The sequence below is a fragment of the Brevibacterium sp. LAARM2_SD2 genome, from assembly GCF_057364785.1.
Map to the genome: position 1 here is coordinate 1 of NZ_JBNFOM010000043.1, position 15363 is coordinate 15363.

General features: G+C 69.9%; 18 protein-coding genes and 1 pseudogene. 14 read left to right on the forward strand and 5 right to left on the reverse strand.

The annotated features are described in order from the left end of the window. From AC2W7K_RS17485 to AC2W7K_RS17515, 7 genes and pseudogenes are all read left to right on the forward strand, one after another. A pseudogene (locus AC2W7K_RS17485) lies at positions 1–210 on the forward strand (hypothetical protein); the annotation flags it as partial. Beyond that, positions 207–662 (forward strand): ribose-5-phosphate isomerase, encoded by a 456-nt coding sequence (locus tag AC2W7K_RS17490; RefSeq protein WP_211978377.1) that lies wholly within the window; start codon positions 207–209, stop codon positions 660–662. The pseudogene AC2W7K_RS17485 and the gene AC2W7K_RS17490, both read left to right, overlap by 4 nt. Positions 663–665: 3 nt before the next feature. Then, positions 666–1463 (forward strand): triose-phosphate isomerase family protein, encoded by a 798-nt coding sequence (locus tag AC2W7K_RS17495; protein WP_211978378.1) that lies wholly within the window; start codon positions 666–668, stop codon positions 1461–1463. Continuing rightward, positions 1460–2215: a GntR family transcriptional regulator gene (locus AC2W7K_RS17500; protein ID WP_211978379.1), complete on the forward strand. Its 756-nt coding sequence runs from the start codon at positions 1460–1462 to the stop codon at positions 2213–2215. The genes AC2W7K_RS17495 and AC2W7K_RS17500 overlap by 4 nt, the downstream gene beginning before the upstream one ends. Positions 2216–2264: 49 nt before the next feature. Beyond that, positions 2265–3209 (forward strand): sugar phosphate isomerase/epimerase family protein, encoded by a 945-nt coding sequence (locus tag AC2W7K_RS17505; protein WP_211978380.1) that lies wholly within the window; start codon positions 2265–2267, stop codon positions 3207–3209. Next, on the forward strand, positions 3206–4009 hold the full coding sequence (locus AC2W7K_RS17510) for an SDR family NAD(P)-dependent oxidoreductase (protein WP_211978381.1): 804 nt from the start codon (positions 3206–3208) through the stop codon (positions 4007–4009). Before AC2W7K_RS17505 ends, AC2W7K_RS17510 begins: the two co-directional genes overlap by 4 nt. Before the next feature lie 25 nt (positions 4010–4034). Then, positions 4035–4919 (forward strand): NAD(P)-dependent oxidoreductase, encoded by an 885-nt coding sequence (locus AC2W7K_RS17515; RefSeq protein ID WP_211978382.1) that lies wholly within the window; start codon positions 4035–4037, stop codon positions 4917–4919. A 91-nt stretch (positions 4920–5010) separates the two neighbouring features. On the opposite strand, the gene AC2W7K_RS17520 is transcribed toward AC2W7K_RS17515, so the two are convergent. The 3 genes from AC2W7K_RS17520 to AC2W7K_RS17530 all read right to left on the reverse strand — a co-directional run bounded on the left by AC2W7K_RS17520 (position 5011) and on the right by AC2W7K_RS17530 (position 7062). After that, positions 5011–5166 (reverse strand): hypothetical protein, encoded by a 156-nt coding sequence (locus AC2W7K_RS17520; RefSeq protein WP_486006465.1) that lies wholly within the window; start codon positions 5164–5166, stop codon positions 5011–5013. A 2-nt stretch (positions 5167–5168) separates the two neighbouring features. Continuing rightward, the gene (locus AC2W7K_RS17525) at positions 5169–5801 is read right to left on the reverse strand and encodes an enoyl-CoA hydratase-related protein (protein ID WP_486006466.1); all 633 of its coding nucleotides are present in this window, start codon (positions 5799–5801) and stop codon (positions 5169–5171) included. 70 nt (positions 5802–5871) lie between these two features. Continuing rightward, complete coding sequence (locus AC2W7K_RS17530) at positions 5872–7062, reverse strand: CaiB/BaiF CoA transferase family protein (RefSeq protein WP_486006467.1); 1191 nt, start codon at positions 7060–7062, stop codon at positions 5872–5874. 151 nt (positions 7063–7213) lie between these two features. Between AC2W7K_RS17530 and AC2W7K_RS17535 the strand changes: the two genes are divergently transcribed. Genes AC2W7K_RS17535 through AC2W7K_RS17555 form a run of 5 tightly spaced genes read left to right on the forward strand, consistent with a single transcriptional unit; the run spans position 7214 to position 12161 of the window. Then, positions 7214–7942 (forward strand): GntR family transcriptional regulator, encoded by a 729-nt coding sequence (locus AC2W7K_RS17535; protein WP_198500256.1) that lies wholly within the window; start codon positions 7214–7216, stop codon positions 7940–7942. Between the two features lie 58 nt (positions 7943–8000). Next, positions 8001–8972 (forward strand): tripartite tricarboxylate transporter substrate binding protein, encoded by a 972-nt coding sequence (locus tag AC2W7K_RS17540; RefSeq protein ID WP_198500255.1) that lies wholly within the window; start codon positions 8001–8003, stop codon positions 8970–8972. 8 nt (positions 8973–8980) lie between these two features. Next, positions 8981–10015 (forward strand): 4-hydroxythreonine-4-phosphate dehydrogenase PdxA, encoded by a 1035-nt coding sequence (locus AC2W7K_RS17545; protein ID WP_198500254.1) that lies wholly within the window; start codon positions 8981–8983, stop codon positions 10013–10015. A gap of 16 nt (positions 10016–10031) precedes the next feature. Then, positions 10032–10634 carry a tripartite tricarboxylate transporter TctB family protein gene (locus AC2W7K_RS17550; RefSeq protein ID WP_198500253.1) on the forward strand — a complete coding sequence of 201 codons (603 nt, stop codon included), beginning with the start codon at positions 10032–10034 and terminating at the stop codon, positions 10632–10634. Positions 10635–10643: 9 nt separating this feature from the next. Beyond that, complete coding sequence (locus AC2W7K_RS17555) at positions 10644–12161, forward strand: tripartite tricarboxylate transporter permease (protein ID WP_198500252.1); 1518 nt, start codon at positions 10644–10646, stop codon at positions 12159–12161. A 15-nt stretch (positions 12162–12176) separates the two neighbouring features. Here AC2W7K_RS17555 and AC2W7K_RS17560 read toward each other — a convergent pair whose 3' ends face one another. Next, positions 12177–13028, reverse strand: coding sequence for an aldo/keto reductase (locus tag AC2W7K_RS17560; RefSeq protein WP_486006468.1), 852 nt, complete (start codon positions 13026–13028; stop codon positions 12177–12179). Between the two features lie 58 nt (positions 13029–13086). Beyond that, the gene (locus AC2W7K_RS17565) at positions 13087–13506 is read right to left on the reverse strand and encodes an MmcQ/YjbR family DNA-binding protein (RefSeq protein ID WP_232623803.1); all 420 of its coding nucleotides are present in this window, start codon (positions 13504–13506) and stop codon (positions 13087–13089) included. A 119-nt stretch (positions 13507–13625) separates the two neighbouring features. Between AC2W7K_RS17565 and AC2W7K_RS17570 the strand changes: the two genes are divergently transcribed. Both AC2W7K_RS17570 and AC2W7K_RS17575 read left to right on the forward strand, forming a co-directional pair. After that, the gene (locus AC2W7K_RS17570; protein WP_486006469.1) at positions 13626–14384 is read left to right on the forward strand and encodes a hypothetical protein; all 759 of its coding nucleotides are present in this window, start codon (positions 13626–13628) and stop codon (positions 14382–14384) included. Between the two features lie 221 nt (positions 14385–14605). After that, positions 14606–15363: alcohol dehydrogenase catalytic domain-containing protein (locus AC2W7K_RS17575; RefSeq protein ID WP_486006470.1), on the forward strand; the 758-nt coding region annotated here is incomplete at its 3' end.

Sequence of the window (15363 nt, forward strand, 5' to 3'; positions counted from 1 at the left end):
ACCGCGGCGCCGACTCCACCGCCGACCTCGTCGCCCGCCGCGGCCGCGCCCGCTCCCACGGGGACCAAGAGCCTCGGCACCCCCGACCCCGGCGCGGTCTCGCTGGCGATGATCGCCTCGGTCGTCGCCGAGGAGCTCACCCGCCGCGCCGCCCCACTGACGACATCACCGCCCCTGGCACCGACCGAACGAAAGGCAACCCGATCATGACACTGCGAGTGGTCGTCGGCTCCGACGATGCGGGGTTCGACTATAAAGAGGTCATCAAGGCCGACCTCGAGGCCGATGAGCGCATCTCCGCGGTCACCGACGTCGGCGTCGACGCACAGTCGCACACGTTCTATCCTTCGATCGCGACCGCCGCCGCGGAGATCGTCGCCCGCGGCGACGCCGACCGCGCGATCCTAATCTGCGGGACCGGACTGGGCGTGGCGATCGCGGCGAACAAGGTCAAGGGAATCCGCGCGGCCACCGCCCACGACTCCTTCAGCGTCGAACGCTCCGTGCTCTCCAACGACGCCCAGGTCCTCTGCATGGGCCAGCGCGTCATCGGCGTCGAACTCGCCCGGCGCCTGGCACGCGAGTGGATGGGTTACACGTTCGACCCGACGAGCGCCTCGAACGACAAGGTCGCCGAGATCAGCGCGTACGAGTCCCGCTGACCCATGGACGACGCGGTCACCTCTCCCCTGCCCGATCGGCTCCTCGGCACCAGCTTGAAGATGTACTTCGGCCACCGGCGGACCCTCGACTGGCTCGCCGAGGTGACCGCACTGACCCGTGATCACCCGGCGCTCACCTCGGGTGCGGCAGGGCTCTTCCTCCTCCCGCAGTTCCCCTCGATCCCGGCGTGCCTCGAGGTCGCGGGCCCCGTGCTCATCGGCGCGCAGAACGTCGCCGCCCGCGACTCCGGGGCCTGGACCGGCGAGGTCTCGGCCGCCGTGCTCGCCGAACTCGGGTGCCGGTTCGCCGAGATCGGACACGCGGAGCGCCGCCGTCACTTCTCCGAGACCGAGGGCCTCATCAGGGAGAAGACCGCGACCGCCCTGCGTCACGGACTCATCCCCGTCCTCTGCGTCGGGGAGGTCGACGCGGTCCCGGCTGAGGAGGCCGCCGCCGAGGTGATGGTCCAGATCCGCTCGGCACTGCCGACCGCGACCGCTGACCTCCCCCGCCCGCTCACCGTCGTCATCGCCTACGAACCGGTGTGGGCGATCGGGGCCGCCGAACCGGCGGATGTCGACCACATCGCCGCGGTGTGCACCGTCGTGCGCTCGCGCACCCGCGCCCAATACCCCGGCCTCGACTTCCGTCTCATCTACGGCGGCAGCGCCCGCCCCGGCCTGCTCACCCGCCTCGGGGCGGCCGTCGACGGCCTCTTCCTCGGCCGCTTCGCCCACGACCCGGCAGCGATCCCGGCGATCCTCGACGAGCTTCCCGACGTCATTAAGCTGTCCCCATGAGTTCACTCCCCGAGATCCGCCGCCCCGACATCGAGAGGCGAGGCCTGCGCGACCACGTCTACGACCACATCCTCGAGATCCTCCTCACCGGTGAGCTGACCGCCGGCGAACGCGTGTCGATCGACGGCCTGGCCCGGCTCCTCGACGTCTCCCCGACCCCGGTCCGCGAAGCCCTCGTCGACCTCGAGCGCACCGGCCTCGTCGTCCGCGAAGCCCTCCGCGGCTACCGGGTGGCACCGCCCCTCGACCGCGGACAGCTCGACGAGCTCTTCGTCGCCCGTGAGACCATCGAGACCGCGGCGACACGACTCGCCACCCCCGCCGACGACGTCTTCCTCCGCGCGCTCGAGGACGCCCATGCCGACCACGAGCAGGCCGGGGCCCGCGTCCGCGAGGCCGCGCAGACCGCCGCGGACTCCGCCGAGGATCCCGACGCCGCCCGCCGCATCGAAGTCGCCGCCGCCCAGGACTACTACGCGAAGGACCGCGCCTTCCACAGCGTCATCCTCGAGGGCTGCGGCAACCGGTACCTCATGAAGATGTCGTCCGACCTCGGCGCCCAGGTCCACCGCCTGCGCCAGGCCCTGCCCCACGGCATCACCGACGTCGACGAGGCGATCGCCGAACACCGCGCGATCCTCGATGCCTTCGCCTCCCCCGACCCCACCGCCCCCGAGGCCGCGATGCGCCACCACCTGCGCATGGTCGCCCACCGCGCCCTCGTCGAGGACCCGCAGCCACCCGACGCCTGACCCGGCCCGGGACGAAGAGGAGTCCCGGCATGAAGAAGAGTGAGGACACATGAGTATGATCGCCTGCTGCATGCACGGCTTCTCCCCCGTCGACCGCGACGGCCTCGCCCTCCACGATGCCGACCCCACGGCCTGGCAGCACGTCGCCGACACCGTCGCCGGTCTCGGATTCACCGCCCTCGAGATCGCCGACAGCCACATCCGACCCGGCGACCTCACCGCGCAGCGGCGGGGCGACATGGCCGCCGCAGCCGCCTCGGCGGGCATCGACTTCGCCGCCGTCCACGTCCAGCGCCGGTCCGTCATCGACCCCGTCCACGGCGAGGACAACCTCGCCTACGCCCACCGGACGATCGACGCCGCCGCGGAACTCGGCTGCCGGGTCTTCTCCACCGGACTCCACCAGCCCTTCACCCCCGCGCAGAAGCGGGCGCTGTGGTTCTGGACGGCACCGGGCTGGACCGACCCCGACGATCCCGAGGTCCGCGCGCTCGCCGTGACCCGGCTGCGTGAGCTCGGCCGTCATGCCGCCGAGGTGGGGCTGCCGATGTCGCTGGAGATGTACGAGGACACCTACCTCGGCACCGCCGCCTCCGCCGTCCGCCTCATCGAGGAGATCGGGCTCGACACCGTCGGCCTCAACCCCGACATCGGCAACCTCATCCGCCTCCACCGGCCCATCGAGGACTGGCGGGAGATGCACGAGGCGACACTGCCGTACGCGAACTACTGGCACATGAAGAACTACCAGCGCGACGAAGCCGCCGACGGCTCGTGGTTCACCGCCCATCCGACCACCTTGCGCGACGGCCTCATCGACTACCGCGCGATGGTCGCCCGCGCCGTCGAGCTCGGATTCGACGGGCCGTTCCTCATGGAGCAGTACGGCGGCGACAGCCTCGGCGTCTGTGCGGAGAACCGGACGTACCTCGAAGGCCTGCTCGCGACCTCACCCCGCCCCGCCGCGCCGTCGACGAAAGGTGTCACCCCATGACCGAATCCGCCCAGACAGGATCGGCCCAGCCCGGGCCCGCGTTCCCCGCCGAGCGGACCGCCGTGCTCACCGGTGTCGGCAGCGCCAACGGCATCGGCCGGCACACCGCCCACCGGCTCGCCGAAGCCGGCTGGAACCTCGGCCTCATCGCCCGGTTGGAGGACGAGGCCACGGCACTCGCCGCCGAGCTCACCGCGGCCCACGGGATCGCGGCACGCGGCGCCGGCGTCGACGTCACCGATTCGACGGCCATCGCCGAGGCGGCCGCCGCCTTCGAATCCGACCTGCCCCAGATCGTCGCGCTCGCGAACTTCGCCGGTGTCTCCTCCTCAGTGACCTACTTCGAGATCACCGACGACGAGTGGGCCCGGGTCATCGCGAACAACCTCACGGCCACCCACCTCGTCACCCAGGCGTTCGGCCGGATCATGGCGGCCAACGGGCTCGGCCGGATCGTCGGCCTCTCCTCGGTGACGGCGCAGAAGGGCGGCGGCACGTTCTCGAAGACCGCGTACGCCGCGGCGAAGGCGGGGATCATCGGGCTGATGCGCGGGGTCGCCCTCGAGCTCGGGCCGCACGGGGTCACCGCGAACACCATCGCCCCGGGACCCGTCGACACCGACATCATGGGCGGTCCCCTCGACGACGCGCGCCGTGACGCGATGGGGGCGGCCACTCCGCTCGGGCGCATCTCCGTGCCCGAGGACGTCTCCGCGACCGTCGCGTTCCTCATCAGCGAAGGCGCCGGCCACATCACCGGCCAGACGCTGAGCATCAACGGAGGCCTCTACTTCCACTAGACCCCACCGATCCACGGGAGGATCCATGTCCGATCACGTGACGTTCCTCGGCCTCGGAGCCATCGGCCTGCCGATGGCGCTGCGCCTGCACGCCGCCGGTCTCACCGTCACCGGTGTCGACCCGTTCCCCGGTCCGCGGGAGCGTGCCGCCGCCGCGGGGCTGACGACTGCAGCGCAGCCGCTGTCGGCGGCGACGGCCGGCACCGTCATCGTCATGGTCGCCGACGGCGCGCAGCTCGAGGCCGCCCTGACCGGCGACCCGAGCACCGACACCCCCGGACTGCTCGCGCTCATGCCTGAGGGGTCCGTGCTCGTCATCATGAGCACGGTCGGCCCCGACGCCGTGCGCCGTGCCGCCGAGTCCGCCGCCGCCCACGGCATCGCCGTCCTCGACGTGCCCGTGACCGGCGGCATCGCCGGGGTCCGGTCCGGCACCCTGCGCCTCCTCGCCTCCGGTCCGCCCGCGGTGCTCGAGTCGCGCCGGTCCGTGCTCGAAGCACTCGGCACGCTCATCGACTGCGGTGAGCGGGTCGGTGACGGTCAGGCGTACAAGGCGGTCAACCAGCTGCTGTGCGCCGTCCACATCGTCGCCGCCGCCGAGGCCCTGTCCCTGGCGGATCGGCTCGGCCTCGACGAGGAGTCCGTGCTCGCCGCGATGACCGCCGGTGCCGGGCAGTCGTGGATGCTCGGCGACCGCGGGCCGCGCATGCTCGAGGGCCTCGAGGCCCCCGTCGCCAGTGCCGTGAGCATCTTCGTCAAGGACACGGATCTCGTCGCCGAGGTGGCCGCCGACCTCGACATCGACCTCGCCCTGCTGCCGGTGGCCGGGAGGAAGTTCGCCGAGGCGGCCGACGCCGGACTCGCCCGCCGCGACGACTCGCAGGTCATCCGCACCTACGACCCGCAGTGAGTGACGCGGCCGGGTGCGGGAGGGGCCGCCGGTCACTGAGGGCCGCCGGTCGCCGGGGGCCGCTCAGCGACGCAGGCTCAGTGACGCAGGCTCAGCGTCCCGTCCACTCGTACGGGGTCTTGGCGATGAAGGCGCGGACCGCGCCGTGGAAGTCCTCGGAGCCGTAGATCCGCTCGATGACATCGGCGTCGTCGATCGACCCGCCGGAGTCCGAGAGGCGTCGGACGACCTCCTTGACCGACCACATCGTCAGCGGGGCGTGCCCTTTGAGCGTCTCCGCCCACTCGGCCGCCGCCGCATCGACATCGGCGGTGACGAGGCCGAGGAACCCGGCGGTGTGCGCCTCGTCGGCCTCGATGAAGCGGGCGCGCAGCAGCATGTCGACGACGCGGCCGCGGCGAGGAGCTCGATGAGCAGGCTCAGGGTGTCCCCGGAGAGGCAGTTGCCGAGGGTGCGGGCGATCGGCACCCCGAACCGTGAGGTCGGCGAGGCCACCCGCAGGTCCGCGCACGCGGCGATGCCGAGTCCCCCGCCCACGCAGTAGCCGTCGATCGCGGCGATGACGGGCACGTCGACGGCGCGCAGGCGGGTGAGCACCTCGGAGATCCGGTGTTCGTAGGCGACGCCGGCGGGGCCGTCGAAGTCCGTGAACTGGGCGATGTCGGTGCCGGCGACGAACGCCCTGTCACCGGCGCCGCGCAGCACCATGACGCGCACCGCCGCGTCGGAGTCGGCCTCCTCGCACGCCTCGGCGAGGCCCATGTACATGTCCCACGTCATCGCGTTGCGCGCCGCGGGCCGGTTGAAGGTGATCGTCAGGACGCCGTCGTCGAGGTCGACGAGGAGGTCCTCGGTGGCCGTGTCGGGGGCATGGTCGGTCATGGTCGAGCTCCTTCGCTCGTCGTCGTGGTCACCCGGGACGCTGGATCCGGGTGCTCGTCAGTCGTCTCGCTCATTGTCCCCTGAGCTTCGTCAGCTCCTCGGGCGTGAACCCGAGGTCGTCGAGGAGGGCGTTGTCGGCCCCGAGGGAGGGGCCGGCCGGACCGCGACGGGCGGGGGTGCGCGAGAGGCGCATCGGCGAGCCGATCTGCCGCACGGTTCCCGCGACCGGATGGTCGGAGTCCCAGTAGAAGTCGCGGGCCTGCAGATGGTCGTCGGTGAAGACCTCGCCGTAGTCGCTGATCGGCGCGCAGGGAACCCCGGCCGCGTTGAGGACCTCGACGATCTCGTCGGTCGTCATCGCCTGCGTCTTCTCCTCGATGCGGGCGATGAGGGCCTCCCGGTGGGTGAGACGGTCGTAGGACTGGCCGAACCGCGCGTCGTCGAGCAGGTCCTCGAGTCCGAGGGCGGCACAGAACCGCTCCCAGTTCCGCGGGGTGTTCGCCCCGACGGTGACGAACCCGTCGGCGGAGTGGACCGCCTGGTAGGGCGCCTGGTTCTGGTGGGCCGAGCCGTTGGGGCGCCCGATCGTCCCGTCCGTGAAGTACGCGGCGGCCTCCCACACGGCGTAGGAGACTCCGCTTTCGAAGAGGGAGACGTCGATGTGCTGGCCTTGACCGGATCGGTCCCGTTCGACGAGTGCTGCGGTGACGGCGAGGGCCACGTACATCGCGGCGGTGAGATCGCAGATCGGCACCCCCACCTTCGCCGGCGGGGAGTCGGGGAACCCGGTGATGCTCATCAGCCCGCTGCGGGCCTGCGCCATGATGTCGAGGCCGGCGAGCGGCGCCAGTGGCCCGTCCTGCCCCCAGCCCGACGCCGAGGCGTAGACGATGCGGGGGTTGCGCGCGGCCACTTCCTCGTACGAGGTGCCGAGGCGGGCCATGACCCCCGGTCGCATGTTCTCGACGACGACGTCGGCGCGCTCGACGAGGCGCATGAATGCCTCCCGACCGGTCGGGTCCTTGAGGTCGAGGGTGATCGACTCCTTGTTGCGGTTGAGGAGCATGTTCGGCACGCTCTCACCGCTGACGTACGGGCCGGTGCTCCGCGTCTGGTCGCCGCCGTCGGGGTTCTCGATCTTGATGACCCGGGCGCCGAGGTCGGCCAGCTGCATCGTCGCGAACGGCCCGGCCATGAAGACGCCGAGCTCGAGGACCGTCACCCCGGCCAGCGCTCCCCCGCCTGTCGCATTCTCGTTCATGAGATCTCCTCACATCGCCATCGATCCTGTAGGAATCACCTGTCACCGAGTCGCTGCGAGGCGACACTTCGCCGAAACACCCCATTGATTCGTACTGTGATCCGCGTTACAGTCTTTGCACTACTGTATACAAAAGAGGATCTATTCAAAAGTGTCGACTCTCCTTCCCTCCCAGCCCAGCCTGTCGGTGCAGGCACGGCAGGCTCTCGAACGCACCATCCTCGAAGGCAACTACCTTCCCGGTGAACGTCTCGTCGAGGAGCGCCTGTGCGCAGAGCTCGGCATCTCCCGCCCGCCGCTGCGCGAGGCGCTCAAGGAACTCGCCCACACCGGACTCGTCGAGCACACTCCCCGCAAGGGGGTCCGCATCATGGCGATCACCCAGCACGACGTCTTCGAGATCGCCACCCTGCGTCGCGAACTCGAATCGATGGCGCTGCGCCTCGCCCTGCCGACCCTCGTCCCCGACCGGGTCGCCCGGTGCGAGGCGGCGCTGGAGACGATGCGCGAGATCGCCGACTCCGGGTCCGAGGGCGACATGGTCGCGGCGGGCTTCGAGTTCCACTACGCCGTCGTCGGCCTCGCCGGCCACGCCCGCATCGAATCGACGTACCGGGCGATGGCGATGCAGCTGCAGATGTGCATGGCACTGAACAACCAGGCGCGCCGGGAGATCGAGGATCTCGACGGCAACGTCGCTCGGCACGCCCACATGCTCGAGGTCATCCTGCGCGGCGACATCGACGAGATCGAGACCGCACTCGACAACCACGGGAACCTCTCGTTCCTCATCGACGTCGTCGACCGCCTCGACGGGGCGACTCCCGAATCCGACCGCTGGCTCGAGGAGGTGCGTGCCTCATTGCCCACTGCGGAGTGACCATCGCTCCGGCACCACCGGCACCACCGATCTGGACGTTCTGTCAAAGGAGATGGACATGCATTCGAAGAAACTGCTCACCGCTGCCGCCGTGGCCGGCACCCTGGCACTCGCCCTCAGCGCGTGCGGTCAGGGATCCTCGGGCTCATCCGACGGAGGCTACGAGCCTCCCGGCAATGTCACGATGATCGTACCCTTCGCCGCCGGCGGCGGCAGCGACATCGCCGGTCGTGCGACGGCCTCGGGTCTCGAGGAGGCGACCGGCAAGACGATCACCGTGCAGAACATCGACGGCGGCTCCGGCGCGGTCGGATATTCGGAGTTCCTCGGCCGCAGCGGGGACCCGAGCTACCTGCTGGCGACGGAGACGGCGATGCTCGCCCTGCCGGCGACCCAGGACGTCGAGTTCACGTACGAGAGCTTCACGCCGATCATGAAGCTCGGCGACGACTACACGCTCATCGTCACGAAGGCCGACTCCCCGCTCAACACGTGCTCGGACCTCACCGACAAGGCGCAGAACGAGCGCACGGTCGTCGCGATCTCCGGTGCCACCGGCCTCGACAACATCACCTTCACGCTCATGGAGAAGGCGACCGGGGCGAAGTTCGACCGGGTGCCCTTCGAATCCGGCGCCGAGGTGATCACCGCGGTCCTCGGCGGGCAGGTCGAGGCGATCTCCGTCAACCCCGGCGAGGTCTCCGGTCAGCTCGAGTCTGGCGATCTCAAACCGCTGTGCGCGGCCGCCGAGGAGCGCTACGAGTACGACTCGCTCAAGGACATCCCGACGGCGAAGGAGCAGGGCATCGATGTCGCGTTCGCCCAGTTCCGCGGCGTCATCGCCCCCGGAGACATTCCCGACGAGGCGAAGCAGTACTGGATCGAGCAGTCGCAGAAGTTCGCGGAGTCCGAGGCGTACACGAAGTACATCGAGGACAACATGATGCAGCCCAATGTCGCCTACGGGGACGACTTCACGACGTACCTCGGGGAGAACGACCAGGAGCTGCGTGAGGCGATCGGACAGTGAGCGCCGAGATGACCGCGACACTGCCCCGCCCTCGCCTCGTCTTCGTGCCCGGCGACCTCTCCGGGGTCGGCCCCGAGCTGCTGGCCCGGCTGCTCGCCGACCCGGAGAACCGCGCGCGGGCCGATGTCCTCATCACCGCAACGCCCGAGGAGCTCGAGGCCTTCGCCGACACCGCCGGGGTGTCCGTGCCCGACGTCGATGCCATCGAGTTCCTCGGCACCGCCTACGACGGTCCGGAGATTCCGCCCGGAGTGGTGAGCACGGCAGCCGGCGAGCGGGCGCTTTCCGACCTCGGCACCGCGCTCGACCTGTGGACGGCCGGACGCGCCGACGGGGTGCTCTTCCTCCCGCTCAACAAGGGCGCGATGGGCAGGGCCGGGATGACCGAGGAGGATGAGCTGCGGTGGTTCGCCAAGCGCATCGGCTTCACCGGCTTCACCTCCGAACTCAACTTCATCTCCTCGCTCGTCACCGCCCGCGTCACCTCCCATGTGCCGGTGTCGCAGATTGCCGCGGGCATCCGCGCCGGCAGGGTGCTCGAGACGATCGAACTCCTCGACCGCGTCGTCCGGGAGACGCGGACCCCGACACCGAGGCTGGCCGTCTGCGCGCTCAACCCGCACGCCGGCGAGGGCGGGAAGTTCGGGCGGGAGGAGATCGAGGACATCGCCCCGGCGATCGAGCTGGCGCGCACCCGCGGCATCGACGTCGAGGGACCGTTCCCGTGCGACACGCTCTTCGGCCGGGCCGCCGGCGGCGACTACGACGGGGTCGTGACGATGTACCACGACCAGGGGCAGATCGCGATGAAGCTGCTCGGCTTCGACCAGGGGGTGACCGTCCACGGCGGTCTGCCCATCCCCATCGCCACCCCCGCCCACGGCACGGCGCACGGGATCGTCGGCACCGGCACCGCCGATCTCAGCCCGAGTCAGCACGCGTTCGACCTCGCTGCGGCGATGGCCGCCTCGCGCCGGGACACGGCCACCGCGGATGCCCCGACGACCGGGGCGACCGCCTCGGCGCCGGCCGAGACGCGATGAACGGAATGGAGGAGACATGAACACGGTCACCGCGAAGAATCCGCCGCGCAACAGGCCGGAGGTCTCCGACGTCATCGGCACCGCGATCCTCGGGGTCGTCGGCGCCGTGGCGGCGGTCATGGGGATCGGCTACGGGCTGAGCGTCGACAGCGGCGAGGTGGGGCCGGGGCTGCTGCCGTTCCTCACCGGCACCTTCATCTTCCTCGCCTCGGTGGCGGAGATCTTCCGTCTCTTCTTCGCCCGCGTCGGGACCTCCGGCGGACGGATCATGTCCGCCGTCGAGGACATCGAGGCCACGGCCGCGGAGTCGATCGACTCCGCCTCCGAGGCGGTCTCGGCCGACGGGGACGAGGTCGACACGTTCGGTCGCACGGAGAAGCAGCGCAACCGCGCGCCGTTCGTCATCTTCGCGACCTTCGGCGTCGCTCTCGCCCTCGTTCCGGTCCTCGGCCTCATCATCGCGCTGTCCCTGGCGATCCTCTTCCTCCTCATCGTCGTGGAGAAGCAGAAGTGGTGGACCTCGGCGGCGGCGACGCTCGGGGCCGCCGTGTTCGTCTACATCGTCTTCGGCCTCGTCCTCTCGGTTCCCATGCCGACGGGGATGCTCGGCCTGATCTGAGGAGTGCTCATGATCGACAATCTCATGCTCGGGCTGGAGACCGCAGTCAGCCCGGAGAATCTGCTGTGGTGCTTCGTCGGCGTGCTGCTCGGCACCGTCATCGGCCTGCTGCCCGGCCTCGGATCGACCACCGGTGTCGCGATCCTCCTGCCCGTCACCCTCACCCTCGACCCGGTGACCGCGCTCATCATGCTCGCCGGCATCTACTACGGGTCCCAGTACGGGTCGTCGATCAGTTCGATCCTCATCTCGACGCCCGGCGACTCCTCGAGCGTCGTGCTCACGATCGACGGCTATCAGATGGCGCGGAAGGGCAGAGCCGGGGCGGCGCTGGCGATCTCGGCGCTCGCGTCGTTCTTCGCCGCCATCGTCTCCCTCATCGGCCTCATCGCGCTCGCCCAGCCGATCGCCCGGTTCGCCCTCAACTTCGGTCCGGCCGAGAACCTCGCGATCATCCTCCTCGGCATGGCGACGATCGTGTCGTTCGCCGGGGAGAACATCCTGCGCGGCATCACCATGGCCGCGGCCGGGCTGCTCGTGTCGATGGTCGGGGTCGCCTCGGGATTCTCCACGGCCCGGTTCACGTTCGGCAGCGTCAATCTCCTCTCCGGCCTCGACTTCGTCGCCGTGATGATCGGCATCTTCGCCGTCGGTGAGGTCCTCCACCAGATCCGCCGAGGCGGGGAGAAGCCCATCCGCGCCGGTTTCCGGGATCTGCTCGTGACGAAGGAGGAGCTGCGGCGGGCGTTCCCGTCGACGGTGCGCGGCACCGGTCTCGGCTTCACCGTCGGAGTCCTGCCCGGCGCCGGGGCGACGCTCGCGACGTTCCTCGCCTACGGTGTCGAGAAGCAGGTGAGCCGGTTCCGGCAGTTCATCGGCAAGGGCGCACCCGAAGCGGTGGCGGCTCCGGAGGCGGCGAACAATGCGGCCGCGAACGCGAGCTTCATCCCGACCCTCGCGCTCGGCATTCCCGGCAGCGGCACGACGGCGGTCCTCCTCGGCGCGTTCGTCATCTTCGGTCTGCAGCCGGGCCCGCTGCTCTTCCAGCAGGAGCCGGACCTCGTGTGGGGTCTGCTCGTGAGCTTCTTCTTCGGCAACCTCATCCTGCTCGTGCTCAACCTGCCGATGGCGCCGGTGTTCGCGCAGATCCTGCGGATCCCCTACGTCTACCTCTATCCGATCGTGCTGATGATGAGCTTCATCGGGGCCTTCGCGCTCGGCAACAACATGTTCACCCTGTGGATCGTGTTCTTCTCCGGGCTGCTCGGCTACTTCATGAAGCGCTTCGACTTCCCCGCCGCGCCGTTCGTCCTCGGCCTCGTGCTCGGCCCGCTGCTCGAGAAGTACCTCGTGCAGACCTCGGCGCTGGGCAACGGCAGCCTGCTCATCATGTTCCAGCAGCCGCTCTCGCTCATCCTCACCCTCGCAGCCCTCGTGGCACTCGCCTACCCGCTCATCGCCGCGGTCATCCGCAACCTGCGGACCCGGCGGGCGGATGCGAAGGCGCGGGAGACCGTGACCCGCTGAGGCCCGGGCGGCCGGTCACATCTCTTCGTGCGTGAGCGGGTCCCGGTCCTTCATCCGGCCGCGCTCGAGTCCGGAGATCGCGGCCACCTCGGCGGGGGTGAGGCTGAAGCCGAAGATGTCGGCGTTCGTCCGCTGGCGGGCCGGGTTCGCGGACTTCGGGATCGGGATGCTGCCGATCTCGACGTGCCAGCGCAGCACCACCTGGGCCGGTTCGACGCCGTGGGCGGCCGCCGCCTCGGTGATGGGGTCTTCGGCGAACAGCCCGCCGTCGCGGTAGAGCGGTGACCAGGATTCGGTCTGGACGCCGATCGACCGGTGGAAGTCGACGAGCGCGGTCTGCGGGAAGTACGGGTGGAGTTCGACCTGGTTGACGGCCGGGGTCACGCCGGTGGCTCCGATGAGCTCGGTGAGCATGTCCGCGGTGAAGTTCGAGACGCCGATCGATGTCACGAGTCCGCGGTCGCGCAGTTCGATGAGGCCGCGCCACGTGTCGACGTACTTGCCGACACTGGGGTTGGGCCAGTGGATGAGGTGGAGGTCGAGGCGGTCGAGGCCGAGTCGGGCGAGGGATTCCTCGGTGCTCGCGATCGCCTCGTCGAAGCCGTGGTGGCGGCCGGGGATCTTGCTCGTGACGAAGAGGTCCTCGCGGGCGACGGGGCTCTCGGCGATCGCGCGACCGACTTCGCGTTCGTTCTGGTAGTTGACCGCGGTGTCGAGCAGTCGGTAGCCGCCGGCGATGCCGGCGTCGATCGCCGCGACGCCCTCGTCACCAGTCATCGCGTAGGTGCCGAGGCCGATCTGCGGGATCGGGCGTCCATCGTTGAGGTCGACGGTGGGAATCGGGGTGCCGTTGCCGGATTCAGTCATGCTTCCACCCTACGACCGCCAGCGCACGACCGCACCCGTTCGCGGCGTCGGCGCCGTCTCAGGACTGCGACTCCGACTCCGCCTCCGCCTCCGCCTCGACGAGCCGAGCCGAACGCGTCGGGGCGGTGTTGCGGTACGAATCGGCAACGAGTTCGCCGAGGTCGTCATCGTCGAGGTCGTCGATGTCGATGCCGATCCAGCCGGTGGGACCCAGGTACATCGGGACGAACGTGTCGTCCCGCTCGAGCATCACCTCGGCGTCGAGGGGATCGAGCAGGAGGAGGGCGGCATGCGGATGCTGCTCCATCTGTCCGGTCACGTGCTTCTCCGTGCCGCCGAAGTACGCGAAGACCTTCTTCGTGAAGAACGCGGGGCGACCGTGCGAGACCTTCTCCTGCGCATCGGGATACCCGAGCGCGAGCGTGCGGAACCGCGCGAGCACCGGGTCATCGTCGTCGAACATCTGCGCGTGCGCCATGTCCTCACGATACTCCCGCCGAGGCGGGGCTCAGGGTCCGCGGACCGCTGGGTCCCGGGGGTCCGGGGCTCCAAGGCCCGGGCCGGGGCCAGGCCGTCAGCGTCGGCTAGGGTGAGCTCGTGAGAAGGAAGCGCGACGTGCGGCAGACCGGACCGGAGAACCGGCGCAGGCTGCCCCGATTGACCCTGCTCCAATGGGGCTTTCTGCTGCCCGGCCTCGGATTCGTCGTCGCCGTGATTCTCGGTGCCGTGCAGTCGCTTCTCTCCTTCGTCGAACTCTCCGACGCACGCAGTCGCGGAGTCGACGTCGTGTGCGCGGACCTCGCCTCGATGGGCCAGGTGAAGGAGATGGAGATCGTCAGCCGCGGGGTGTGGGGCTATGCGTGCGAAGCAACGTTCTCCGACGGCGGCTTCGGCGTCACGGAGTTCAGCAATCTCTCGATTCTCACCTTCTTCGCGATCGCGATTGCTGTGATCAGCACTGTCGCCCTCTTCGGTGTCTTCTGCGCAGTCGCCGTGAAAGCGCTGGTCACGTGGGGAGCGCCACGATCCGCGGGGCGGATGGCCCGGTGGGGCGTCGGACTGCTCATGGTGGCGTGCGTCATCGGTCCTTTCGGCATCCTCACCCAGTACGCGGCGTGGTATCGGGCGTCGAACTCCGGTGACGGCTCGCCCGTCTGCCCGTCTTCGTTTCAGGGTGAGGAGATCCTCGGTTTCGGAATCGATTCCAACTATCTTCTGCCGTATCTGAAGTGCCACGGCGACACCGTGACCGGCGTCGAATTCACGACGACGCATTTCGGTTTTCCCTTCGCCGTGTTCGTCACCTGCATGACGATGATCGTGGTCGGCTCGCCCTTGTCATCACCGCACGGGTGAGGGCTGCGCGAAACGGAGCGGTCTCTCCCGAGGAATCGCGCGACGAACCCGTCGTTCACTGAGCCGAGGCGTTGCCGGGACACCGGGCCCGCAGTGGTGGATCAGGCGATGACGCCAGGCCGTGAACTGTCACAACAGCGCATGAAATCATCGTGGCGCGTGCGTGAACTCGGGCGACTTGTGTAGACAAGTCACGTCGGGGGTTGGTCAACTGGTCGTCTATGGACGACCAGACCTCGACCGCTAGCGCCAGCCGCCGCGCCACCGCGACCCGGACCGCCCCGACTGCCTCCGCGACCCGGACCGCGCCGACACCTCCCGCGGATCGCACCGCCACCGCATCTGACCCTGCCTCCGGCCCGGCGGCGACGACGGCCGAGGCGCTCGTCTGGCTCGGCGGCGATCGCTTCGATCGGCAGACCCTGCCGATCCCGGACCTCGCCGACGGGGAGAGCCTCGTGCGCCTGAGTGCCGCAACCGTCTGCGGATCTGACCGCCACACGGTCTCCGGCCATCGCTCCGGGGCCTGCCCGTCGGTGCTCGGCCATGAGGGCGTCGGCGTCATCGAGGCGACGAGAGGCGAACTCACCGTCGGCGAGCGCGTCGTCTTCGCCGTCACCTCGGTGTGCGGGGCGTGTGAGAACTGCCGGCGCGGACTGAGCGCGAAATGCGCCGCGGTCGCCAAGGTCGGCCACGAAGCGACCGACTCCGGCTGGGCCCTGTCGGGAACCTACGCGTCGCACATCCTCCTGCCCGCAGGCGTCGCAGTCGCCCCCGTTCCCGCCCACGTGCCCGATGCCGTCGCGGCGACCGCCGGCTGCGCGGTGGCCACCGTCATGGCCGCCCTCGACGCCGCCGGGGGAGCTGACCGGACGGCGGGTGCTCGTCAACGGCCTCGGGATGCTCGGACTCGCCGCGGTCGCGCGCGAGGCGACGCGGCGCTGCCGAGGTCGCCGGCGTTCGACCCCGCCCCTGACCG